Origin of the sequence: Bacillus sp. ISL-45 (assembly GCF_018613195.1) — a bacterium.
Lineage (GTDB): Bacteria > Bacillota > Bacilli > Bacillales > Cytobacillaceae > Mesobacillus.
In genome coordinates this window covers 229,793-245,345 of record NZ_JAGGQQ010000009.1, presented here as the reverse complement: position 1 = coordinate 245,345, position 15,553 = coordinate 229,793, and the positions used below count along the sequence as shown (strand labels likewise).

The 15,553-nt window shown below is 43.2% G+C and carries 19 protein-coding genes; 7 read left to right on the top strand and 12 right to left on the bottom strand.

All coding sequences use genetic code 11. The features are described from left to right. Positions 1-25: 25 nt before the first annotated feature. On the bottom strand, positions 26-382 hold the full coding sequence (locus tag J7E35_RS13470) for a lipocalin family protein (RefSeq protein WP_214780495.1): 357 nt from the start codon (positions 380-382) through the stop codon (positions 26-28). A gap of 241 nt (positions 383-623) precedes the next feature. Here J7E35_RS13470 and rluF point away from each other — a divergent pair, with 241 nt between their 5' ends. Continuing rightward, positions 624-1,331, top strand: a complete 708-nt coding sequence (rluF, locus tag J7E35_RS13465) for a 23S rRNA pseudouridine(2604) synthase RluF (protein ID WP_214780654.1) — start codon at positions 624-626, stop codon at positions 1,329-1,331. Positions 1,332-1,626: 295 nt separating this feature from the next. Here rluF and J7E35_RS13460 read toward each other — a convergent pair whose 3' ends face one another. Further along, positions 1,627-2,895 carry an MFS transporter gene (locus J7E35_RS13460; RefSeq protein ID WP_214780493.1) on the bottom strand — a complete coding sequence of 423 codons (1,269 nt, stop codon included), beginning with the start codon at positions 2,893-2,895 and terminating at the stop codon, positions 1,627-1,629. 1 nt (position 2,896) lies between these two features. Further along, entirely contained in the window at positions 2,897-3,373 is a 477-nt protein-coding gene (locus J7E35_RS13455) for an ArsR/SmtB family transcription factor (RefSeq protein ID WP_353049989.1), read from the bottom strand. A 172-nt stretch (positions 3,374-3,545) separates the two neighbouring features. Between J7E35_RS13455 and J7E35_RS13450 the strand changes: the two genes are divergently transcribed. Continuing rightward, a complete protein-coding gene (locus J7E35_RS13450) occupies positions 3,546-4,313 on the top strand; it encodes an RQC-minor-1 family DNA-binding protein (RefSeq protein ID WP_214780491.1) in 768 nt (255 codons plus the stop codon). Positions 4,314-4,891: 578 nt separating this feature from the next. Here the strand turns inward: J7E35_RS13450 and J7E35_RS13445 are convergent. The 5 genes from J7E35_RS13445 to J7E35_RS13425 all read right to left on the bottom strand — a co-directional run bounded on the left by J7E35_RS13445 (position 4,892) and on the right by J7E35_RS13425 (position 8,617). Continuing rightward, the gene (locus tag J7E35_RS13445) at positions 4,892-5,407 is read right to left on the bottom strand and encodes a CBO0543 family protein (protein ID WP_214780489.1); all 516 of its coding nucleotides are present in this window, start codon (positions 5,405-5,407) and stop codon (positions 4,892-4,894) included. 134 nt (positions 5,408-5,541) lie between these two features. Beyond that, positions 5,542-6,474, bottom strand: a complete 933-nt coding sequence (locus J7E35_RS13440; protein ID WP_214780487.1) for a 5-oxoprolinase subunit C family protein — start codon at positions 6,472-6,474, stop codon at positions 5,542-5,544. After that, positions 6,471-7,238 (bottom strand): LamB/YcsF family protein, encoded by a 768-nt coding sequence (locus J7E35_RS13435; protein WP_214780485.1) that lies wholly within the window; start codon positions 7,236-7,238, stop codon positions 6,471-6,473. The genes J7E35_RS13440 and J7E35_RS13435 overlap by 4 nt, the downstream gene beginning before the upstream one ends. A gap of 5 nt (positions 7,239-7,243) precedes the next feature. Beyond that, entirely contained in the window at positions 7,244-7,960 is a 717-nt protein-coding gene (gene pxpB / locus J7E35_RS13430) for a 5-oxoprolinase subunit PxpB (RefSeq protein ID WP_214780483.1), read from the bottom strand. A gap of 30 nt (positions 7,961-7,990) precedes the next feature. Continuing rightward, entirely contained in the window at positions 7,991-8,617 is a 627-nt protein-coding gene (locus J7E35_RS13425; RefSeq protein WP_214780481.1) for a pyroglutamyl-peptidase I, read from the bottom strand. Between the two features lie 134 nt (positions 8,618-8,751). Here J7E35_RS13425 and J7E35_RS13420 point away from each other — a divergent pair, with 134 nt between their 5' ends. Together J7E35_RS13420 and J7E35_RS13415 are read left to right on the top strand one after the other, a co-directional pair. Then, on the top strand, positions 8,752-9,198 hold the full coding sequence (locus J7E35_RS13420) for a GNAT family N-acetyltransferase (RefSeq protein WP_214780479.1): 447 nt from the start codon (positions 8,752-8,754) through the stop codon (positions 9,196-9,198). A 156-nt stretch (positions 9,199-9,354) separates the two neighbouring features. Next, complete coding sequence (locus tag J7E35_RS13415; RefSeq protein ID WP_214780477.1) at positions 9,355-10,182, top strand: glycerophosphodiester phosphodiesterase; 828 nt, start codon at positions 9,355-9,357, stop codon at positions 10,180-10,182. Positions 10,183-10,229: 47 nt separating this feature from the next. Here the strand turns inward: J7E35_RS13415 and J7E35_RS13410 are convergent, their stop codons facing one another. The 4 genes from J7E35_RS13410 to J7E35_RS13400 form a co-directional block, all read right to left on the bottom strand. Then, positions 10,230-10,751, bottom strand: coding sequence for a GNAT family N-acetyltransferase (locus tag J7E35_RS13410; RefSeq protein WP_214780475.1), 522 nt, complete (start codon positions 10,749-10,751; stop codon positions 10,230-10,232). A gap of 25 nt (positions 10,752-10,776) precedes the next feature. After that, positions 10,777-10,905 carry a hypothetical protein gene (locus tag J7E35_RS23515; protein WP_285290295.1) on the bottom strand — a complete coding sequence of 43 codons (129 nt, stop codon included), beginning with the start codon at positions 10,903-10,905 and terminating at the stop codon, positions 10,777-10,779. 12 nt (positions 10,906-10,917) lie between these two features. Next, positions 10,918-11,211 (bottom strand): hypothetical protein, encoded by a 294-nt coding sequence (locus J7E35_RS13405; RefSeq protein WP_214780473.1) that lies wholly within the window; start codon positions 11,209-11,211, stop codon positions 10,918-10,920. A gap of 177 nt (positions 11,212-11,388) precedes the next feature. Then, entirely contained in the window at positions 11,389-12,018 is a 630-nt protein-coding gene (locus J7E35_RS13400; protein ID WP_483297201.1) for a cell wall hydrolase, read from the bottom strand. 288 nt (positions 12,019-12,306) lie between these two features. On the opposite strand from J7E35_RS13400, the gene J7E35_RS13395 reads away from it, so the two are divergent. The 3 genes from J7E35_RS13395 (at position 12,307) to J7E35_RS13385 (ending at position 15,542) form a co-directional block, all read left to right on the top strand. After that, on the top strand, positions 12,307-13,515 hold the full coding sequence (locus J7E35_RS13395) for an MFS transporter (protein WP_214780471.1): 1,209 nt from the start codon (positions 12,307-12,309) through the stop codon (positions 13,513-13,515). Positions 13,516-14,027: 512 nt separating this feature from the next. After that, a complete protein-coding gene (locus tag J7E35_RS13390; protein WP_214780469.1) occupies positions 14,028-14,750 on the top strand; it encodes a DUF3784 domain-containing protein in 723 nt (240 codons plus the stop codon). Positions 14,751-14,915: 165 nt separating this feature from the next. Then, on the top strand, positions 14,916-15,542 hold the full coding sequence (locus J7E35_RS13385) for a nitroreductase family protein (RefSeq protein ID WP_214780467.1): 627 nt from the start codon (positions 14,916-14,918) through the stop codon (positions 15,540-15,542). Positions 15,543-15,553: the final 11 nt, after the last annotated feature.

The window sequence follows — 15,553 nt, the reverse complement described above, 5'->3', positions numbered from 1 at the left end:
ATAGTCCTTTCTGAGCGATTTATGGCTATATTTTCGATGAAATTACACTTTTCCTAACGAACTTTCCTTGATTTTGTAAAACAAAAACCTTGCTACTCGCAGCAACGTTCCCATTTTTCAGTTTGCATACCCAACAAGTTCCATAAACCTTTTCCAGAGAGTGATCTGCTCTTTCCATCAGCCAGCCTTTCCTGCCGGTTACTTTACATACCCTTTTCCAACGCTTTATTTTCTTGAAAGTTATGGATCTTGTAAAACGGATACTTCCGTCCTCTTCAATAACATTTGCCATTGGCTGACCGGAGGACATTTGATTAAGCAGCAGCTCACGGCCGTCGCTAAGCTGGAGCCCGAACCAGTCCCAGCCTGAGCCTTTTGCCAAAGAGTAATCACGTCCCCATATTCTGAAGCCCTAACAACCGGGGATTTAATTTCTATTTCTGTCAGGACGTCTACCAATATAATTCCTCCATGTCCAATCACTTTTTTACATTAAAATATAATTCTTACAGAAACCGTCTATCTGCCTGCAGTTTATTATTGCAGACAGCAGGAAAGCTTGAAAATAAACCGGATGTGGAATATTCTTAAATGTATACTTCATATTTAAGGATGGGATTACCCTGCGTATCAATAAATTCATCAGCGAAACTGGTAAAACGTCAAGGCGCGGCGCGGACCGGCTCATTGAGGAAGGGCGCGTGACCATCAATGGGAAGGTTGCGAAAATCGGCAGCCAGGTTGAGCCTGGGGATGTGGTTCGCCTGAATGGCGAAGAAATCAGGATGGCGCAAAACTATGTATATATTGCTTTGAATAAACCGGTCGGCATCACGAGCACAACGGAAAGGCATGTGAAGGGCAACATCATCGACCTTGTCAATCACCCACTAAGGATTTTCAACATCGGTCGGCTTGATAAGGATTCGGAAGGGCTGATCCTGCTCACGAATGACGGAGACATCGTCAATGAAATTCTCCGCGCAGAAAACAAGCATGAAAAGGAATATATTGTATCTGTGGACAAGCCCATCACTCCAGAATTCGTCAAGGCGATGTCAGAAGGGGTGAGGATCCTTGGAACAAAAACACTTCCGGCAAAGGTCGTGCAACTATCAAAATACGAGTTCAATATCATCCTTACACAAGGATTGAACAGACAGATCCGCCGCATGTGTGAAACCCTTGGATATCAAGTTGTCAGGCTGCAGCGCATCCGAATCATGAACATCCATCTCGGGAACCTGCCAATTGGCCAATGGCGTGACTTGAATAAGAAAGAGAAAAGGCAGCTTTTCAGCGACTTGAATTACGAGCCAAAGGAATGGTAAAAGGATGAGCGACTCCGCTCATCCTTTTATTTTTGCCTTTTATCATTCTTCGTGCAGGTATGAGAATTCATAAGCGGAGAATTTCCGGCTAATGTATATAGAGGAGGCTAATGAAGCAGAAATAAGCGGAGATATTCCGGTTAACTGCTATAAATTAGACAAAATCAAACGATTTGGCTGAAATAACCGGAAAAACTCCCCTTATTTTTTAAAAAATTTGGGGAGTTTCCAACTTAAGCGGAGTTTTTCCGACTATTTTCCAATACTGTGAAATCAACATTCAGTTATAGAACATTTAGATTGATGCTGCTTTGGGCTGGTCTTCTTCCCGCAGCAATGTTAGGAACATCTTCTCGCGGTAAAGATAGAATACGACTGCGAACAGGCTGGTTCCACAAACGCCAAGCAAAAGCCACACAGGCAATTTTTCAAGCAGGAAACCAAACAGGATAAACCCTGCAGGGGTCATCGCGCTTGAACCGGTTTCAAGGAGGGCCATGACCCTTCCTCGATACTCGTCAGGGGTGTTTTTTTGCAAAAGGACACTTACAGGTGTGTTAATGAATATGATTGAAGCAGAGAGAATCAGGACTATGCTGATCAAGAAACCGAATACCACTGCGTTTGGCAGGTGCATGAATCCAGGCAATGCTGGCAGTCCAATCATCATCAAGGCAGCTGAAAGCAGCACCATCCCCCCTGTGATGGATAGCTCCTTCCTTCTCATCTCCTTCCTTGCTGACAGGATGAGTGCCATGACCATCATCCCCACGGAAAATGCTCCTTCAATGACTCCCAGCTGAATGGAGGACATTTCCCTGACTGTCAAAACTAAATACGGCATGGCCACCGGAAAGACTGCAAACCAAAAGTTCAGCCAGACGCTCAAGATGACAAGATGGAGGAGAAATGGCTGTCTCTTTATATACGAAACGCCTTGCCTCAAGTCTTCGGTAATACGAGATGTTTTTTTGTCTGGTTTTTTCTTTGAAAATAAATTGTATTCTATGAGGGTGCTTGCAAAAGCTGCGAAGAGATAAGTAAGTATGTTCAACGCCATGAAGAGGTGTATTTGGATCATGCCAAAGAAGACTCCGCCAAGAACCGGACCAAGAATCGCAGAAAGGGAAATGGCTGCCTGGTTCAATGACATTGCTCTCTGCAGATGATCCGGCCCGACCATGTTGTAAATCGATGAGGTAACGGCGATGGAATAAAAAGTGCTGATGATGCTCAGTCCGGTCGTTGCGACATATAAAATCCAAATCTCCTGTGTGAAAAACAGGAAGGACCCCAGAATGATACAAAGCCAAAAAGCACTCGCAAAGTTCGAGAAGATGATGATTTTCTTGCGGTCCAGCCGGTCGCTCAAAGTACCGGCAACCGGGGCAAGCAATATCCGCGGCAGCATGCTGAGAACAAGCGTGAGGGCAAAATTGAGGCTTGAACCTGTTTTCGCCAGGATATACAGTCCGATTGCAAATGCATAAATCGAAGACCCGAGGACAGAGGTCACCTTCCCAATCAGGAATAAGACAAGGTTTTTCTTAATGGCACTTTCCACTCTAACTCTCCTCCTCAATTTCTCTTTTTAAGGAGAAATTAATCTCATATGAAACTTTATCCTTTTCACTCTTCTCTGCTGATTTTTTAACGTATTTCAAAAACAATCTGTCTATATCATCCTGCAATTCCTTCCTGTCCTCTTCAGTTAAACTAATATATGTCCCCTGACTCACAACTCGCTCCGTGACCGGCTTCTCCTCTTCCGTCTTCAAGTTAAAATGGGTCGCCTTTGAGCGATAATATTTTTCAATGATTCCCCTGTTTTCCTTCGTCTCCTCCAATTCCAAAATCCCGCCATTATACAACTGCTGAATATGGTAATGAATGCTGCCGGCTGACTTCCCCAGTTCATCGGCAACCTGCTTTGCCGTCATCGCTTTCATTGCAAGCAGATAAATGATTTTTACCCGCAACGGACTCGAAATCAATTTTTGCTGCTCTAGATTCACATCCATCGTTTTCTTTATATAATCCACTACGTATCACCTTCCAATATATTACTATGTACTAATTATATTTTACGTTCTAACTTTTTAGAATGCAATAAATTTTTAGAATGATGCATTCCTCATTTTTACTTGTGCATGGACTATTTTGCAGTATGGTGTAATAATCAATCTAACGTTCTAACTGATGGGAGTTTCTTATATGGAAAATAATATGAAGAGTGCATTAAGTGAAGATGAGCTTACCACAATATTGCTCGCTGCTAATGAAATCATTATGTACGGCGGGAAGGGCCTCCTTGGCAAGATTCTCGCAGGCTCAAAAGACAGAAGAATCTATACAGCTGACCTTCATCATTCCTCTATGTATGGTGCTTTTGCAGGCATTAAACAAAAGGAAGTAATGGAGAAGGTTGAATGGGTGCTTGCTAATTGCTACCTGACAACAGACGATAAGCTTTCCCTTCTGATGTATACAGACAAAGGCTGGGACTTCATTAAGGATGAACTGGCAGAAAGAATTTACACTGAGTTCGCTCTGGCTGCAGAGTTTGGGAGATATGAGTATGTGGATTTCATCCTTGTCCAGCATCCAGAAGTAAAAATGGATCTGCTTGATCTCATTGAAGAGAGAGACAGCAAGGAACTGATCGACATCTTGATTGAATGGCTGGAGCATGAAAGTTTCAAGCCAGTCCCGGAAAGGATTCACGAGGTCATCCAGAGACTTGACCAGGCAAATTCCCACAGCCCTCAAAAACCGGTTGAAACAGGTTCCATTGATGCCAATAAAAAATGGCTTATGATTCCTGCTGAAGTCCGTCAGATGCTCGTCCGGAATGTTTTTTGCGGACATTGCAAGGACACCGTGCAAATTGAGAAATATGTAATTAAGAGCTTCCAGGACAGTGTGGTGCTCGAAGGAAAATGTAAAAACTGCGGCAAAGCAGTCGCAAGAGTTATTGATTAAAGGTACTTGGTTGAATCTATTTTGTTGAAACATCAATGGAAATTCGAACTTAAAAAACACGGTGGAATCTTTTCCACCGTGTTTTTGTCTTTTCATCAGCACTTGTTATTACTGATTCTCTTAATCAAGAGGGATAATCGCCTGAACAAAGTAGGTAATTGCACAAAACTCTAAGCTAATTGCACTTTAACTTCAATTAATTGAACGAAACTCAATCATAATTGTACCATTTCCCAGAAAATTAGGGTTTTTCATGGTCGATTATTATTCCTTCGCCTGACTTCATGCCTTGTGATATACATCCACATGGCGATATAGGTCAGGAAAAGCAGAACCAGAAATACCGGTGCTGATAATACATTCTGTATCAACAAGTTAAGCCACCTCTTTTACTTAGGCATTTTTCGTAAATTTCGTTTCTTTCTCAATCAAAAGCAAAAGCCGGCACCTGGGTTTTTGCGAGTACTAAAGCAAATTTTATTCAGAAGTCTTTCGAAAAGAGCCCCGACACCATTTTTAGCCCAATTTTCGAACATGCACGAAAAGCAACAAGCAACAATCAATGCCAAAAAAGGCCTTTACTTTAGGCTGTCCAGCGGAAACGGAAATAATAAATAGAACATAACAGCGATTGGGATGGATATGATCCAGGCGATCACCGGTTTGCGATAGTGAATCCACAGAATCACAAACAAAACTAAATTCAGCAAAATATTGAGCCAGCTGTTCCAGCCATTATCGTAAACGAACATTCCCCTGTGTGCGAATAGAGCTTCGATTATTGTGTAAAAGCCTACCCATACACCGACATAGACCAGCTGGTTCCTCCTTGTTGCAGGAAAACGCTGGAGGTAAATGATCAGTCCGACCGGGCAAATAAAAAAAGTGAACGCGATATTGATGAGGGAATGGTTCAGCCAGTCAACTGTGATACCGCGGAATGCCCATAGAGTGTGATTATAATAAAGAGTGTTGTAGAGCAGGTTGACCACCATAAAAAACAAGATTGTCGAGTACTGCTTTTTCCATTGCGACCAATCAATAAATTTATAAGCGAAAAAAATCCAGACAACTATTACTAATAGTAGATACATCTTCTCTCTCCCCAAAAATACTGATTTTATCAGTTATTACCGGGAAAATCTTTTTTATACAAGGCTCTTTCTGTAACGTGGTTGCTTTCAACAGCGCAGCAAAAAGACCCCTGCAGCCATTAGCCGCAGGGATCTTAACAAGACAGGAACTTAAATAGTTTTTTCTGTTTCAGGTACTGTTCTTGCGCTTCTCTTATCGTGACTTCTTTAAAGCGGATCTTTGTTCCAGGCATCGTCTGGGCAAGGAGCGGAATATCGACAGAGATGACAGTAGCAATTTGGGCATATCCGCCGGTTGTTTGCCGGTCTGACAGCAGGATGATCGGCTGCCCGTTAGCCGGAACCTGTATCCCTCCGAGCGGGATGGCATCGGATATGATGTCAGACCCGCCGATTGTCTCCAGCTTGGGGCCTTCAAGACGATATCCCATTCTGTTTGATTGTGACGTTAGGGTATATTCACTTGATAAAAATCGATCCTTTTCAGTTTGTGAAAATTTATCCTGATGAGGGCCGATGATCACCCGAATTTCAATCTCCCTTGGGTACTCAGGAATCAAGCTCTTATGTACAAAGCGATTTTTCCTGACAAATGGTTTTCCGTATACTAGATCTCCCGACTCCAATGCACGGCCCTTAAAACCGCCAAGCTTTCCATTGATAAACGTGGACTTGCTGCCTAATACGAGCGGAACATCGATTCCACCGGCAAAGCTTATGTACGCTCTTGCGCCATTTATCACCGTTTTAAACGAAAGGATATCGCCTTTTTTTAAAGCAAAGCATTTCCACATCGGCACTTTGCTGCTATTCACCATCGGCTCAAGGTCACCCCCGCAGATGGCGATGGATGCATCAGTCAATGCTTCAAGGCTTGGACCAAGCACGGCAGCTTCCAGCACGGCTTCACCAAGCGGGTTTCCGACAAGTAAATTGGCCATTTGCATGGAATAGGAATCCATTGCACCTGCCGGACTGATGCCATATTGCTGATAGCCTGTCCTCCCTAAATCCTGGACGGTTGTCTGCAGGCCGGGCTTCAGGACTTTAAACAGTCGTTCCGTCATTTGGCATCCCAGCCTCTGCCGACTTTGATTCCTTCTTCCATTAAAGCTTCCTTCAATTTTAAAGCAAAATGTAGTGCCTGTGGTTCATCGCCATGGATACAGATCGTATCAGCCTGGATGTCAATGTCCGTCCCATCAACTGCCTCTACTTTTCCTGCTCGTATCATCCGGATTACTCTGCTGATCGCTAAATCAGCATCATCTATCATCGCATTTGACTGTGTACGGGGTGTCAACGTTCCATCAGGCTGATAGGTTCGGTCAGCAAACACTTCCTCAGCCACCTGCAGGCCATGCTCCTTTCCTGCTTTCACAAGGAAACTGCCTGCGAGACCGAATAAAACATGTGTTGAATCAACATCAGCCACTGCACCAGCAACAGCATCCGCGATTGATTTATCTTTTGCGGCCATATTGTACAGTGCTCCATGCGGCTTAACATGAACGACTTTTGTGCCACAGGCCTTCGCAATCGCAGAAAGAGCCCCAATCTGGTAAATAGTAAGATTGTAAACTTCCTCAGCACTCAACTTCATTTCTCTCCTGCCGAAACCAGGAAGGTCTGGAAAGCCAGGATGCGCGCCAATCCTCACACTGTATGCTTTTGCCATTTTTACCGTTTTCATCATGACATTATGATCGCCTGCGTGATAGCCACAGGCGATATTGGCAGAAGTGATATGCTTTAACACTTCCTTGTCATTGCCAATTTTGAATAATCCGTAGCTTTCACCTAAATCACAGTTAAGATCAATATAAAACAATTTCCTCACCCCTTTTCAAACCTGTTTACCTCGTATTCATCGCCCATTTGTTTTATGGTTAAAAATTGCTCCTTACTGATTGGCACGAATTTAATATAATGACCTGAACTGAACAGGAACGGTTCTTCCTTCTCAGGTGAAAACAGGGTAACAGGAGTCGTACCGATAATCCTCCATCCTGAAGGAACGTCAGCAGGGTAAATACCTGTCTGATTCCCCCCAATCCCGACAGCACCAGGCATCACATTTCCCCTTGGTTTTTCAAGCCTCGGGACAGCCAGCTTTTCAGGCAAGCCTCCCAGATACGGAAAGCCAGGCATAAATCCTATCATATAAATCAGATATTCCCTGTTTGCGTGGAGATTGATGACCTCCTGTTCAGTCACCCTATGATACTCAGCGACAAAAGCCAGGTCCGGCCCTAGCTCCCCTTCATAGCATACAGGGATTTCAAAGACTATCGGACGATCACGCCCCATTTTTGATGGAGATTGATTGACCCGTTCCAACTCCGATATGAGAGTCTCGAAGTCTATCAAATCCGGCAGATAATAAATCGTTACTGTCGTGTAGGCAGGCACCCATTCAATAAGGCCTTCAATTTTTTCGTTTTCTAGATTTTTGGTAAATCGGCGGATTCGACTGTTCGTTGCTTCATCTATTGTCACTCCAAACGATATCTGTACCGCCATGTCTCCAAGCGGTGAAATTTCAAAACTCATCTTTTCCCCCTAACTTTCTAATGGTATTTTTCATACACCATCGTTGGCACAAGTTACAATAATGACCTTCAGTGCTTGTGTCATTGTTTCCTGGGGCAATGAAGGCAGGGCTGGATTGAGGGCTGACATTTTTGTCGATGCAGGAAAATGAATAAAACCAGCTTTGATTGGCAGATTATTTTTTCGGATATGGTTTAAAACAGAATATAAGGTGTTATTGCAAATAAATGTGCCAGCACTGTTCGACACCGCCGCAGGAATATTTAATCCCTTAAGATTTTTCTCAATCTGACGGTTGGGCAGAGTAGCGAACAAGCCGTCCGGCCCCTCCACATCAATCATTTCATCCGTTGGAATCCTGCCTTTATTATCCGGATAAGGGTCCCCGGAACCTGTATCCTTCACATTGATTCCGATCCGCTCCGGAGTAATCGCTGTCCTGCCTGCTGCCAGTCCACAGGAAATCACAACATCCGGCTGGGTATCGTCAATCTTTTTAATCAAGACTTCTGCACACTCATCATAATTAACCGGCAACAGGATTGTTGAGATTTCAACATTCTCAATCTCGAACATCTCTGCTTCCAGCAACAATTCTTCTGTAGGATTGATCTTCATTTTTCCAAATGGCTCAAATCCGGATATTAGCACTTTCATATAACCAGACCTCATTTCACGGTTTAAACTTAAATTGATGTATAAAAATTTTACTATAGTTAACTATGGATATATACCTTTTAAACTCGTAAAATTAGGTTTAGTTTAAATATTCCAATAATATAGGTGATTAAATGGAAATAGAATACGGCAAAGCAACCGAACTCGAGTTACAGGAGATTTTCAGCATGGCGGGTGTTAATAGAGCAGAGGCTACAGGGATCCAGGCTGATAATAACAAAGAAGAGATGATATCATCTTATTCCGATTCGCTTAAACACGGGGCTTATTTCCTTGTTGCGAGAACTCAGGAATCCTTGATTGGCTGGGTACTGGTGGACCGAAGCCTGGACTGGTTCACGCATAAGGAAATCGGCTGGATCAGTGATGTGTATGTAAAAAAAGAGTACAGGCAGAATGGTGTCGCAGAATCCTTGATAGAACAAAGCCTGGCAGAATTCAAGCACCTAGGCTATGATGATGTCCGTCTGAATGTCTTTTCATTTAATGAAAAAGCAATTCGTTTATACGAAAAGCTGGGATTCAAAGACGTCAGCAAATTTATGAGGATTGAAATATAGGCAGAAATTACTCATCCAAATGTAAATGAAACTAAGCAAATATAACTGAATAATTTTATAATTGCATTACTCTCTTAATACAGAACTGACACATGCTCTAAACATTTCTCCGTTAATCTATCATTGTTACATACTTTATGCAGAGGAGATGGAGAAATGAAGAAAACATTAATCGGAACCGGAGTTGCCTTAACCCTTATGCTTAGTCCTTTCCAGCAGGTTTTTGCTGCTGAGACCACCATTGGAGAATTGAGGCAGTTTGATACTGTCGCCCACCGCGGGGCTGCCGGCTATGCACCAGAAAACACAATCGCCGCATTTGATATGGGACTGGAAATGAAGGCGGATTACATTGAAATTGATGTACAGCGGAGCAAGGATGGCAAACTGGTTATCATTCATGACACTACTGTAGATCGGACAACAGATGGTACTGGCAAAGTTGGCGAGCTGACACTGGAAGAACTGCGTAGCCTTGATGCCGGGAGCTTCAAAGGGGAGCAATTTGCCGGTGAAAAGATCCCTACCTTCGAAGAGATACTTGACCGCTATCACGGCAAAATCGGCATATTAATAGAATTGAAAGCACCTCAGCTTTATCCCGGAATCGAAGAAGAAGTAACGCAGGAATTAAAGGAAAGAAATCTGGATAAGCCGCAAAATGACAAGATTATTATCCAATCTTTCAACTTTGAATCGATGAAAAAGATAGATGCACTGCTTCCAAATGTACCTATTGGTGTCTTAACCTATTCAAGTCTCCATACGACGGATGCCGCCCTTCAGGAGTTCGCCAAATACGCTGACTTGTTCAATCCAAGTTATGGGCTTGTTACCAGGGAACTTGTGGATAAAGTCCACAGCCTTGGAATGGAAATCCAATCCTGGACAGTCCGAAGCCCTGAAGCCGCCCAATTCCTGATTGATATGAAGGTGGATGGCATTATCACGGATTACCCGGATTATGTCGATCCGCGCAATTAAGTATGTAAGCCTGCTCTCCTTAAAGAGTGCAGGCTTGTTTTTGTTTTTTATAAGAATAATTTCTCGAAACATACATATAACTCATGTCCTTCAGGCATTCCATTCATCATTACTTTTCCGGTAATCTTATAGCCCCTTTTTTCATAAAAGCGGACCGCACCTTCGTTTCCTGAATACGTATCTAGCCGAAGTGCACCATAGCTGTGATCCTTCGCAAAGTCCTCGGCAAACTGCAGCATTTTGCTGCCATATCCGCCACCCTGTGCAGACGGGTCGACACAAAACGAATGGAGAATCAACGGTTTACCTTTTGTTTCTGACCAATTTGCATTCTCCCATTCAGGAGCCTGCCACTCATCGAGGACTATTACGCCTGCTGCGGCTTCTCCTTTTTTCAATATGAACAACTCTTCACCCTGCATCGCATTTTCGAAATACTCATGGTTGGGATATTGCTCATCCCATTGCAGAATGCCTCTCGACTCAAGGTACTCTTTGCATTCCGCAAACATGCGGCCGATGACAGGCAAATCTTCTTCGGATGCCCGTTCAATATGTTCTTCAGCCATAATATTACTCCTTCACCGCGCTTTATTATTCGCTGTCAGGCGTTACGTTAAAAAAATTTGCACTCTTGTTCTTCTTCTTTTCTTCGTTTTTCTTGTTATCCATTTTCCCATCGGATTCATAGCTTAATTTGAATTGATTATCCTTCTTTTTCATTCCTGTTCCTCCCTAAATCGAAATACTTACATCTCCATCCTCACTGATTTCCACTGTTGAATAGCTTTCGAAAGGCTCCATGCTCTTAAGCTCCATCTTTCCATCTTCCATTAATGAGGCCATATAGCGATCATAATCCTCACGATTTTTCACTATGTGGTAATAATAGACACGCTTACCTTCAGAGAAATCTTCTTCTTTTTGGATAAATTGTGTCCCAAACCTGTTACTGAACCATTCCCTTGCTTCCTCATGAGTGCTGAAATCAGGCAGGCTTGCAGCAAGCTGGTCTATATCTATATTCAAACTTAACACCCCTTTATTAATAGGCTTAACGTAAATTCATAAGCAGCTTTTTCCCAGCTTCGAGTTATAAGGCCTCCGCTGTAAAAAGTGCCTGGTTTAAAAGATAGTTTGTTCCTTTTTTACCGCGAAATGCATAAAAAGCACCGGTTTCTAAGAAACCGGTGCTGGCCGTACTCTTTAATACGCAAAGTGGTGATTGCCTATCTGTTTGGTCACTGTCCTTGTAAAAATCCACTGATCAGTCGCAAGATTTGGATTGTAGTAATAAACGGAACCATAAGAAGGATCCCATCCGAGCATTGCGTCCTTTACAGCATGGTAAGCTGTATCATTCGGCTTAAGATTGTACTGGCCGTCATTTATCGCTGTAAAAGCATTTCTTTGAAAAACGACATCATGAACGCTATCAGGAAAATCTTTAGACTCTACTCTGTTCAAAATCACCGCAGCCACTGCAACTTGTCCCTGGTAACTCTCACCCCGGGATTCCCCATATACCACATGAGCCATCGTCTCGATTTCCTGAATCAGCCTGGACGTCTGCGGGCCGACGCCGCCAATCGGTTCAAGGCCAAAGTCCCTCTGAAGGTGCTTCACTGCTTCAGCAGTGATTGGCCCATAGTAGCCAGTGGTACTCGTATTAAAATAACCAAGCTTTTTCAAAATAGATTGCACATATGTAACATCTGACCCAACTGACCCCATTCCTGTGCTTGCTGCCTGAGCTCCTGTCTGCCCAAAACCAAGTACAGCAACAATCAATCCTGCTGCTGCCATCCTCTTTATGTACTTTTTCAAATTTCCCACTCCCACTTCTCTTTAACTTGTATGTATGATTATTTCCAGCGTCCTAAGCAAAAACACCTCCCTTTTCATATCCCTTTACCATTCCCTGTTGCAGAAAAGGGAAAACTCGTACAAAAGAATGGAAATAGTTATTTTAAATGGTATAAATTTCACAGTCCCGTATCTTTTTTCATCAAGTTAACGTTATGAGAATATATTATTAAAAATATTTAGCTTTACGAAGTTTCACTAATATCAGATAATTGAACATATGAAAAAATTCATTAGAAACCGAGAGGCACTATCAGTATGTGGAAAAATAAGAATGTCTGGATTTTATTGACCGGCGAGTTTATTGCCGGGTTAGGATTATGGCTTGGAATCATAGGAAATCTTGAGTTTATGCAGGAACAAATTCCTTCTGATTTTTTAAAATCGCTGCTGCTGGCTGCTGGATTACTGGCCGGGATTGCTGTTGGACCACTCGCGGGAAGGTTGACCGACCAATACAGCAAAAAGTCTGTCATGTTGGTATCAGGCTTCTTACGAATAATCAGTGTCGTTTTCATGCTGATTGCCCTTCAAACCAGTTCAGTGTGGTGGATGCTTGTGTTCCTTGTGTTATTGCAAATATCTGCCGCTTTCTACTTTCCGGCACTCCAGGCAGCGATCCCGCTTGTTGTTAGTGAGAAGGACTTATTGCAGCTGAATGGAGTCCATATGAATGTGTCAACCTTGTCCCGTATAATCGGGACTGCCGCTGCAGGAATCTTGCTTGTTGCCATTCCTTTGAATGCAGTGTATCTCCTTTCTATGGCTGCCTACATCGTCCTGTTCGGACTGACCTGGTTTTTGCAATTTGATGAAAACAAGAAAACCACTAATGTCACAGAAGGCGGGCAAAAACAAGGCTTCAAAGATGTGTTTCCTGTCATCGTCAAGCTGCCGATTGTGATGATGACCTTGATTTTGACCCTGATTCCGCTTATTTTCCTGGGAGGCTTCAACCTGGTTGTCATCAATATCAGTGAACTCCAGGACAGTACTGCCATCAAGGGGTGGATCTATACCGCAGAAGGTCTCGCCTTCATGAGCGGCGCATTTTTGATCAAGAAAATCAGTTATAAGTTTTCACCATATAAAATCCTGTTTGCCAGCTCGATGCTGATCGGCTTCTCACAGCTGATGCTCTATTTTGCTGACCAGTCAGTCCTGACGATCATCGCCTTTCTGTTGTTCGGCTTTTCTGTAGGCTGCTTCTTCCCGACAGCCGCTACCATCTTCCAGACCAGAGTGCCAAAAGATTTTCATGGCCGTTTCTTCTCGTTCCGGAATATGATGGACCGCGTCTTCTTCCAGGTTGTCCTGTTAATGACCGGATTCCTGCTCGACGCAGTCGGCCTCCAGAATATGAGCGTCATGTTCGGTGCATTGTCGATCGCGATGACCACGATTTTTTTCCTGCGGTCACGCAATTTAAGTGCCTCCGCAGAAACCGAGCAAAGCATAAGCTCGTAAATAACTGTAAAAGCTGCCGGTTGAAACTGGCAGCTTTTTCTTTTTGGCATTAAGTGAGTTAGTAAATAGGAGATGCTGCGTATTAATTTAATGACGGACACTTCTCTTCTTAAATATCAAATTTCTGTCCGTCATCGGGGGCATGACGGACACTTTTTCATCTCTACTGCCCAATTTTTGTCCGTCATCGGGGGCGTGACGGACACTTTTCATCTCTATTGCCTAATTTCTGTCCATCATCGGGGGGCGTGACGGACACTTTTCATCTCTATTGCCTAATTTCTGTCCGTCATCGGGGGCATGATGGACACTTTTCATCTTTATTGCCTAATTTCTGTCCGTCATCGGGGGCATGATGGACACTTTTCATCTTTATTGCCTAATTTCTGTCCGTCATCGGAGGCATGACGGACACTTTTTCATCTCTACTGCCTAATTTCTGTCCGTAAGCGAAACTTATGTTCCAGGCAATTCGTATTATAAGAAAAGGTATTGTTGTGGGGGTGTTTTTGATGACTTTATTTATTGGCATCCAGCTTTTTACGATCCTTCTGTTCCTGTTCTTCGGCTGGGCGATTGTGAAAAAGGAGTGGTACTGGCTGATATCCAATTTCAATGGCAAACCAAAGGATGAGCAGCAGCAATTAATCAAGAATGGCTATCCACAAAGGGTCGGGAAGCTGATGCTCGCCACGGGCGCGGGAATGGCCATTTTGCTGCCATTAAGTTTCACATCTTTTCAATATGCCCTGGAAGTCCAGTTTGGCTTCCTGATACTATTCTTACTCGGCGGTCTGGTTTACCTTTCCAAATATGAAGTTAGGGAGAAGCGAAAGCGAAGCTATATCTTCAGCAGCCTTCTCGCCATTGGAACGATTGGGTTTGTGGTGGGTCTTTACTTTTTGGGGTATCATGACTTTGAGCTTAAGGACTATGATGATTCTTTTGAAATCACAGGCATGTATGGCAAAGAATGGGACTATGCAGAAATTCGTCATGTAGAACTTCTGGAGGAAATGCCCGAAGTGACATGGAAAGAAAATGGGTTCGGCCTTGCAACGTTGGCAAAGGGACATTTCAAAGTAATGGATTACGGGAGCAGCCTGCTCTTTATCCACAAAGATTCCCAGCCTTATTTATTTATAGAAACGGATCATGACAAGATATTTATCAATAGCAAGAGTTCTAAAGAAACGGTAGAATGGTATGAATTACTGTCTGAAAAGACTAAGTGAGGGTGTTTCGTGAAAACGGGCACCCTTGCTTTTTGTCTCCCTCTACCTTCCCAAAGCCAGTTATTGGAATGACAGATTCCGGTCATACTGTTTGACTTCATTACTTACTAATAGTAACCTGTATACTGCTTACTAAAAGTAACTACAACTTTGGAGGAATTTATAATGAACACACCTGAGACAAGCCTGTCCAGTGTCATACGTGAACGACGTTCTGTCAGAAAATATGATCCTGACTTCAAGATTTCACGGGAAGAGATTTTAGATATTTTAAAAGAAGCTGCCCTTGCCCCATCTTCAAGCAATCTTCAGCCATGGAAGTTCATCGTCATCCAGGACGAGGAAACAAAAAAAGAACTGAGAGCGATCGCCAATAATCAGGAGCAGGTCGAAACTTCTTCAGCCGTTATTGCAGTTCTAGCAGACAGAGAAATGTACCATAATGGCGAAAAAGTATACCGCAGTTCATTTGAGGCTGGATATATGGACGAAACAACAATGAACAGAATGATTGAGAATACAAATAAATTATACCCTGCTGCACCAGTCGGTATGAGGGAGAACATCGCGTCTTTCGATGCCGGCCTTATTTCCATGCAGATCATGCTGATTGCCAAAGCGTGGGGTTATGATACTGTTCCAATGGGCGGGTTCAACAAGCAGCAATTCATCGAAAAATTCAACATTGTTGAGCGCTACATGCCAGTCCTTCTCCTGCCTATCGGAAAGGCTGCTGTACCAGGACATCCTACGACCCGTATACCGGTCGAGGAAATCGTGGAATTTATATAAGAACAAAGAAA

What these genes read in the sequence shown, in the direction of transcription:
- J7E35_RS13450 (WP_214780491.1), top strand. Translation starts at nt 3,546, where the DNA reads ATGGAAAATAATATGAAGAGTGCATTAAGTGAAGATGAGCTTACCACA.
- J7E35_RS13445 (WP_214780489.1), bottom strand. Translation starts at nt 5,407, where the DNA reads ATGTATCTACTATTAGTAATAGTTGTCTGGATTTTTTTCGCTTATAAA.
- J7E35_RS13440 (WP_214780487.1), bottom strand. Translation starts at nt 6,474, where the DNA reads ATGACGGAACGACTGTTTAAAGTCCTGAAGCCCGGCCTGCAGACAACC.
- pxpB (WP_214780483.1), bottom strand. Translation starts at nt 7,960, where the DNA reads ATGAGTTTTGAAATTTCACCGCTTGGAGACATGGCGGTACAGATATCG.
- J7E35_RS13425 (WP_214780481.1), bottom strand. Translation starts at nt 8,617, where the DNA reads ATGAAAGTGCTAATATCCGGATTTGAGCCATTTGGAAAAATGAAGATC.
- J7E35_RS13420 (WP_214780479.1), top strand. Translation starts at nt 8,752, where the DNA reads ATGGAAATAGAATACGGCAAAGCAACCGAACTCGAGTTACAGGAGATT.
- J7E35_RS13415 (WP_214780477.1), top strand. Translation starts at nt 9,355, where the DNA reads ATGAAGAAAACATTAATCGGAACCGGAGTTGCCTTAACCCTTATGCTT.
- J7E35_RS13410 (WP_214780475.1), bottom strand. Translation starts at nt 10,751, where the DNA reads ATGGCTGAAGAACATATTGAACGGGCATCCGAAGAAGATTTGCCTGTC.
- J7E35_RS23515 (WP_285290295.1), bottom strand. Translation starts at nt 10,905, where the DNA reads ATGAAAAAGAAGGATAATCAATTCAAATTAAGCTATGAATCCGATGGG.
- J7E35_RS13395 (WP_214780471.1), top strand. Translation starts at nt 12,307, where the DNA reads ATGTGGAAAAATAAGAATGTCTGGATTTTATTGACCGGCGAGTTTATT.
- J7E35_RS13390 (WP_214780469.1), top strand. Translation starts at nt 14,028, where the DNA reads ATGACTTTATTTATTGGCATCCAGCTTTTTACGATCCTTCTGTTCCTG.
- J7E35_RS13385 (WP_214780467.1), top strand. Translation starts at nt 14,916, where the DNA reads ATGAACACACCTGAGACAAGCCTGTCCAGTGTCATACGTGAACGACGT.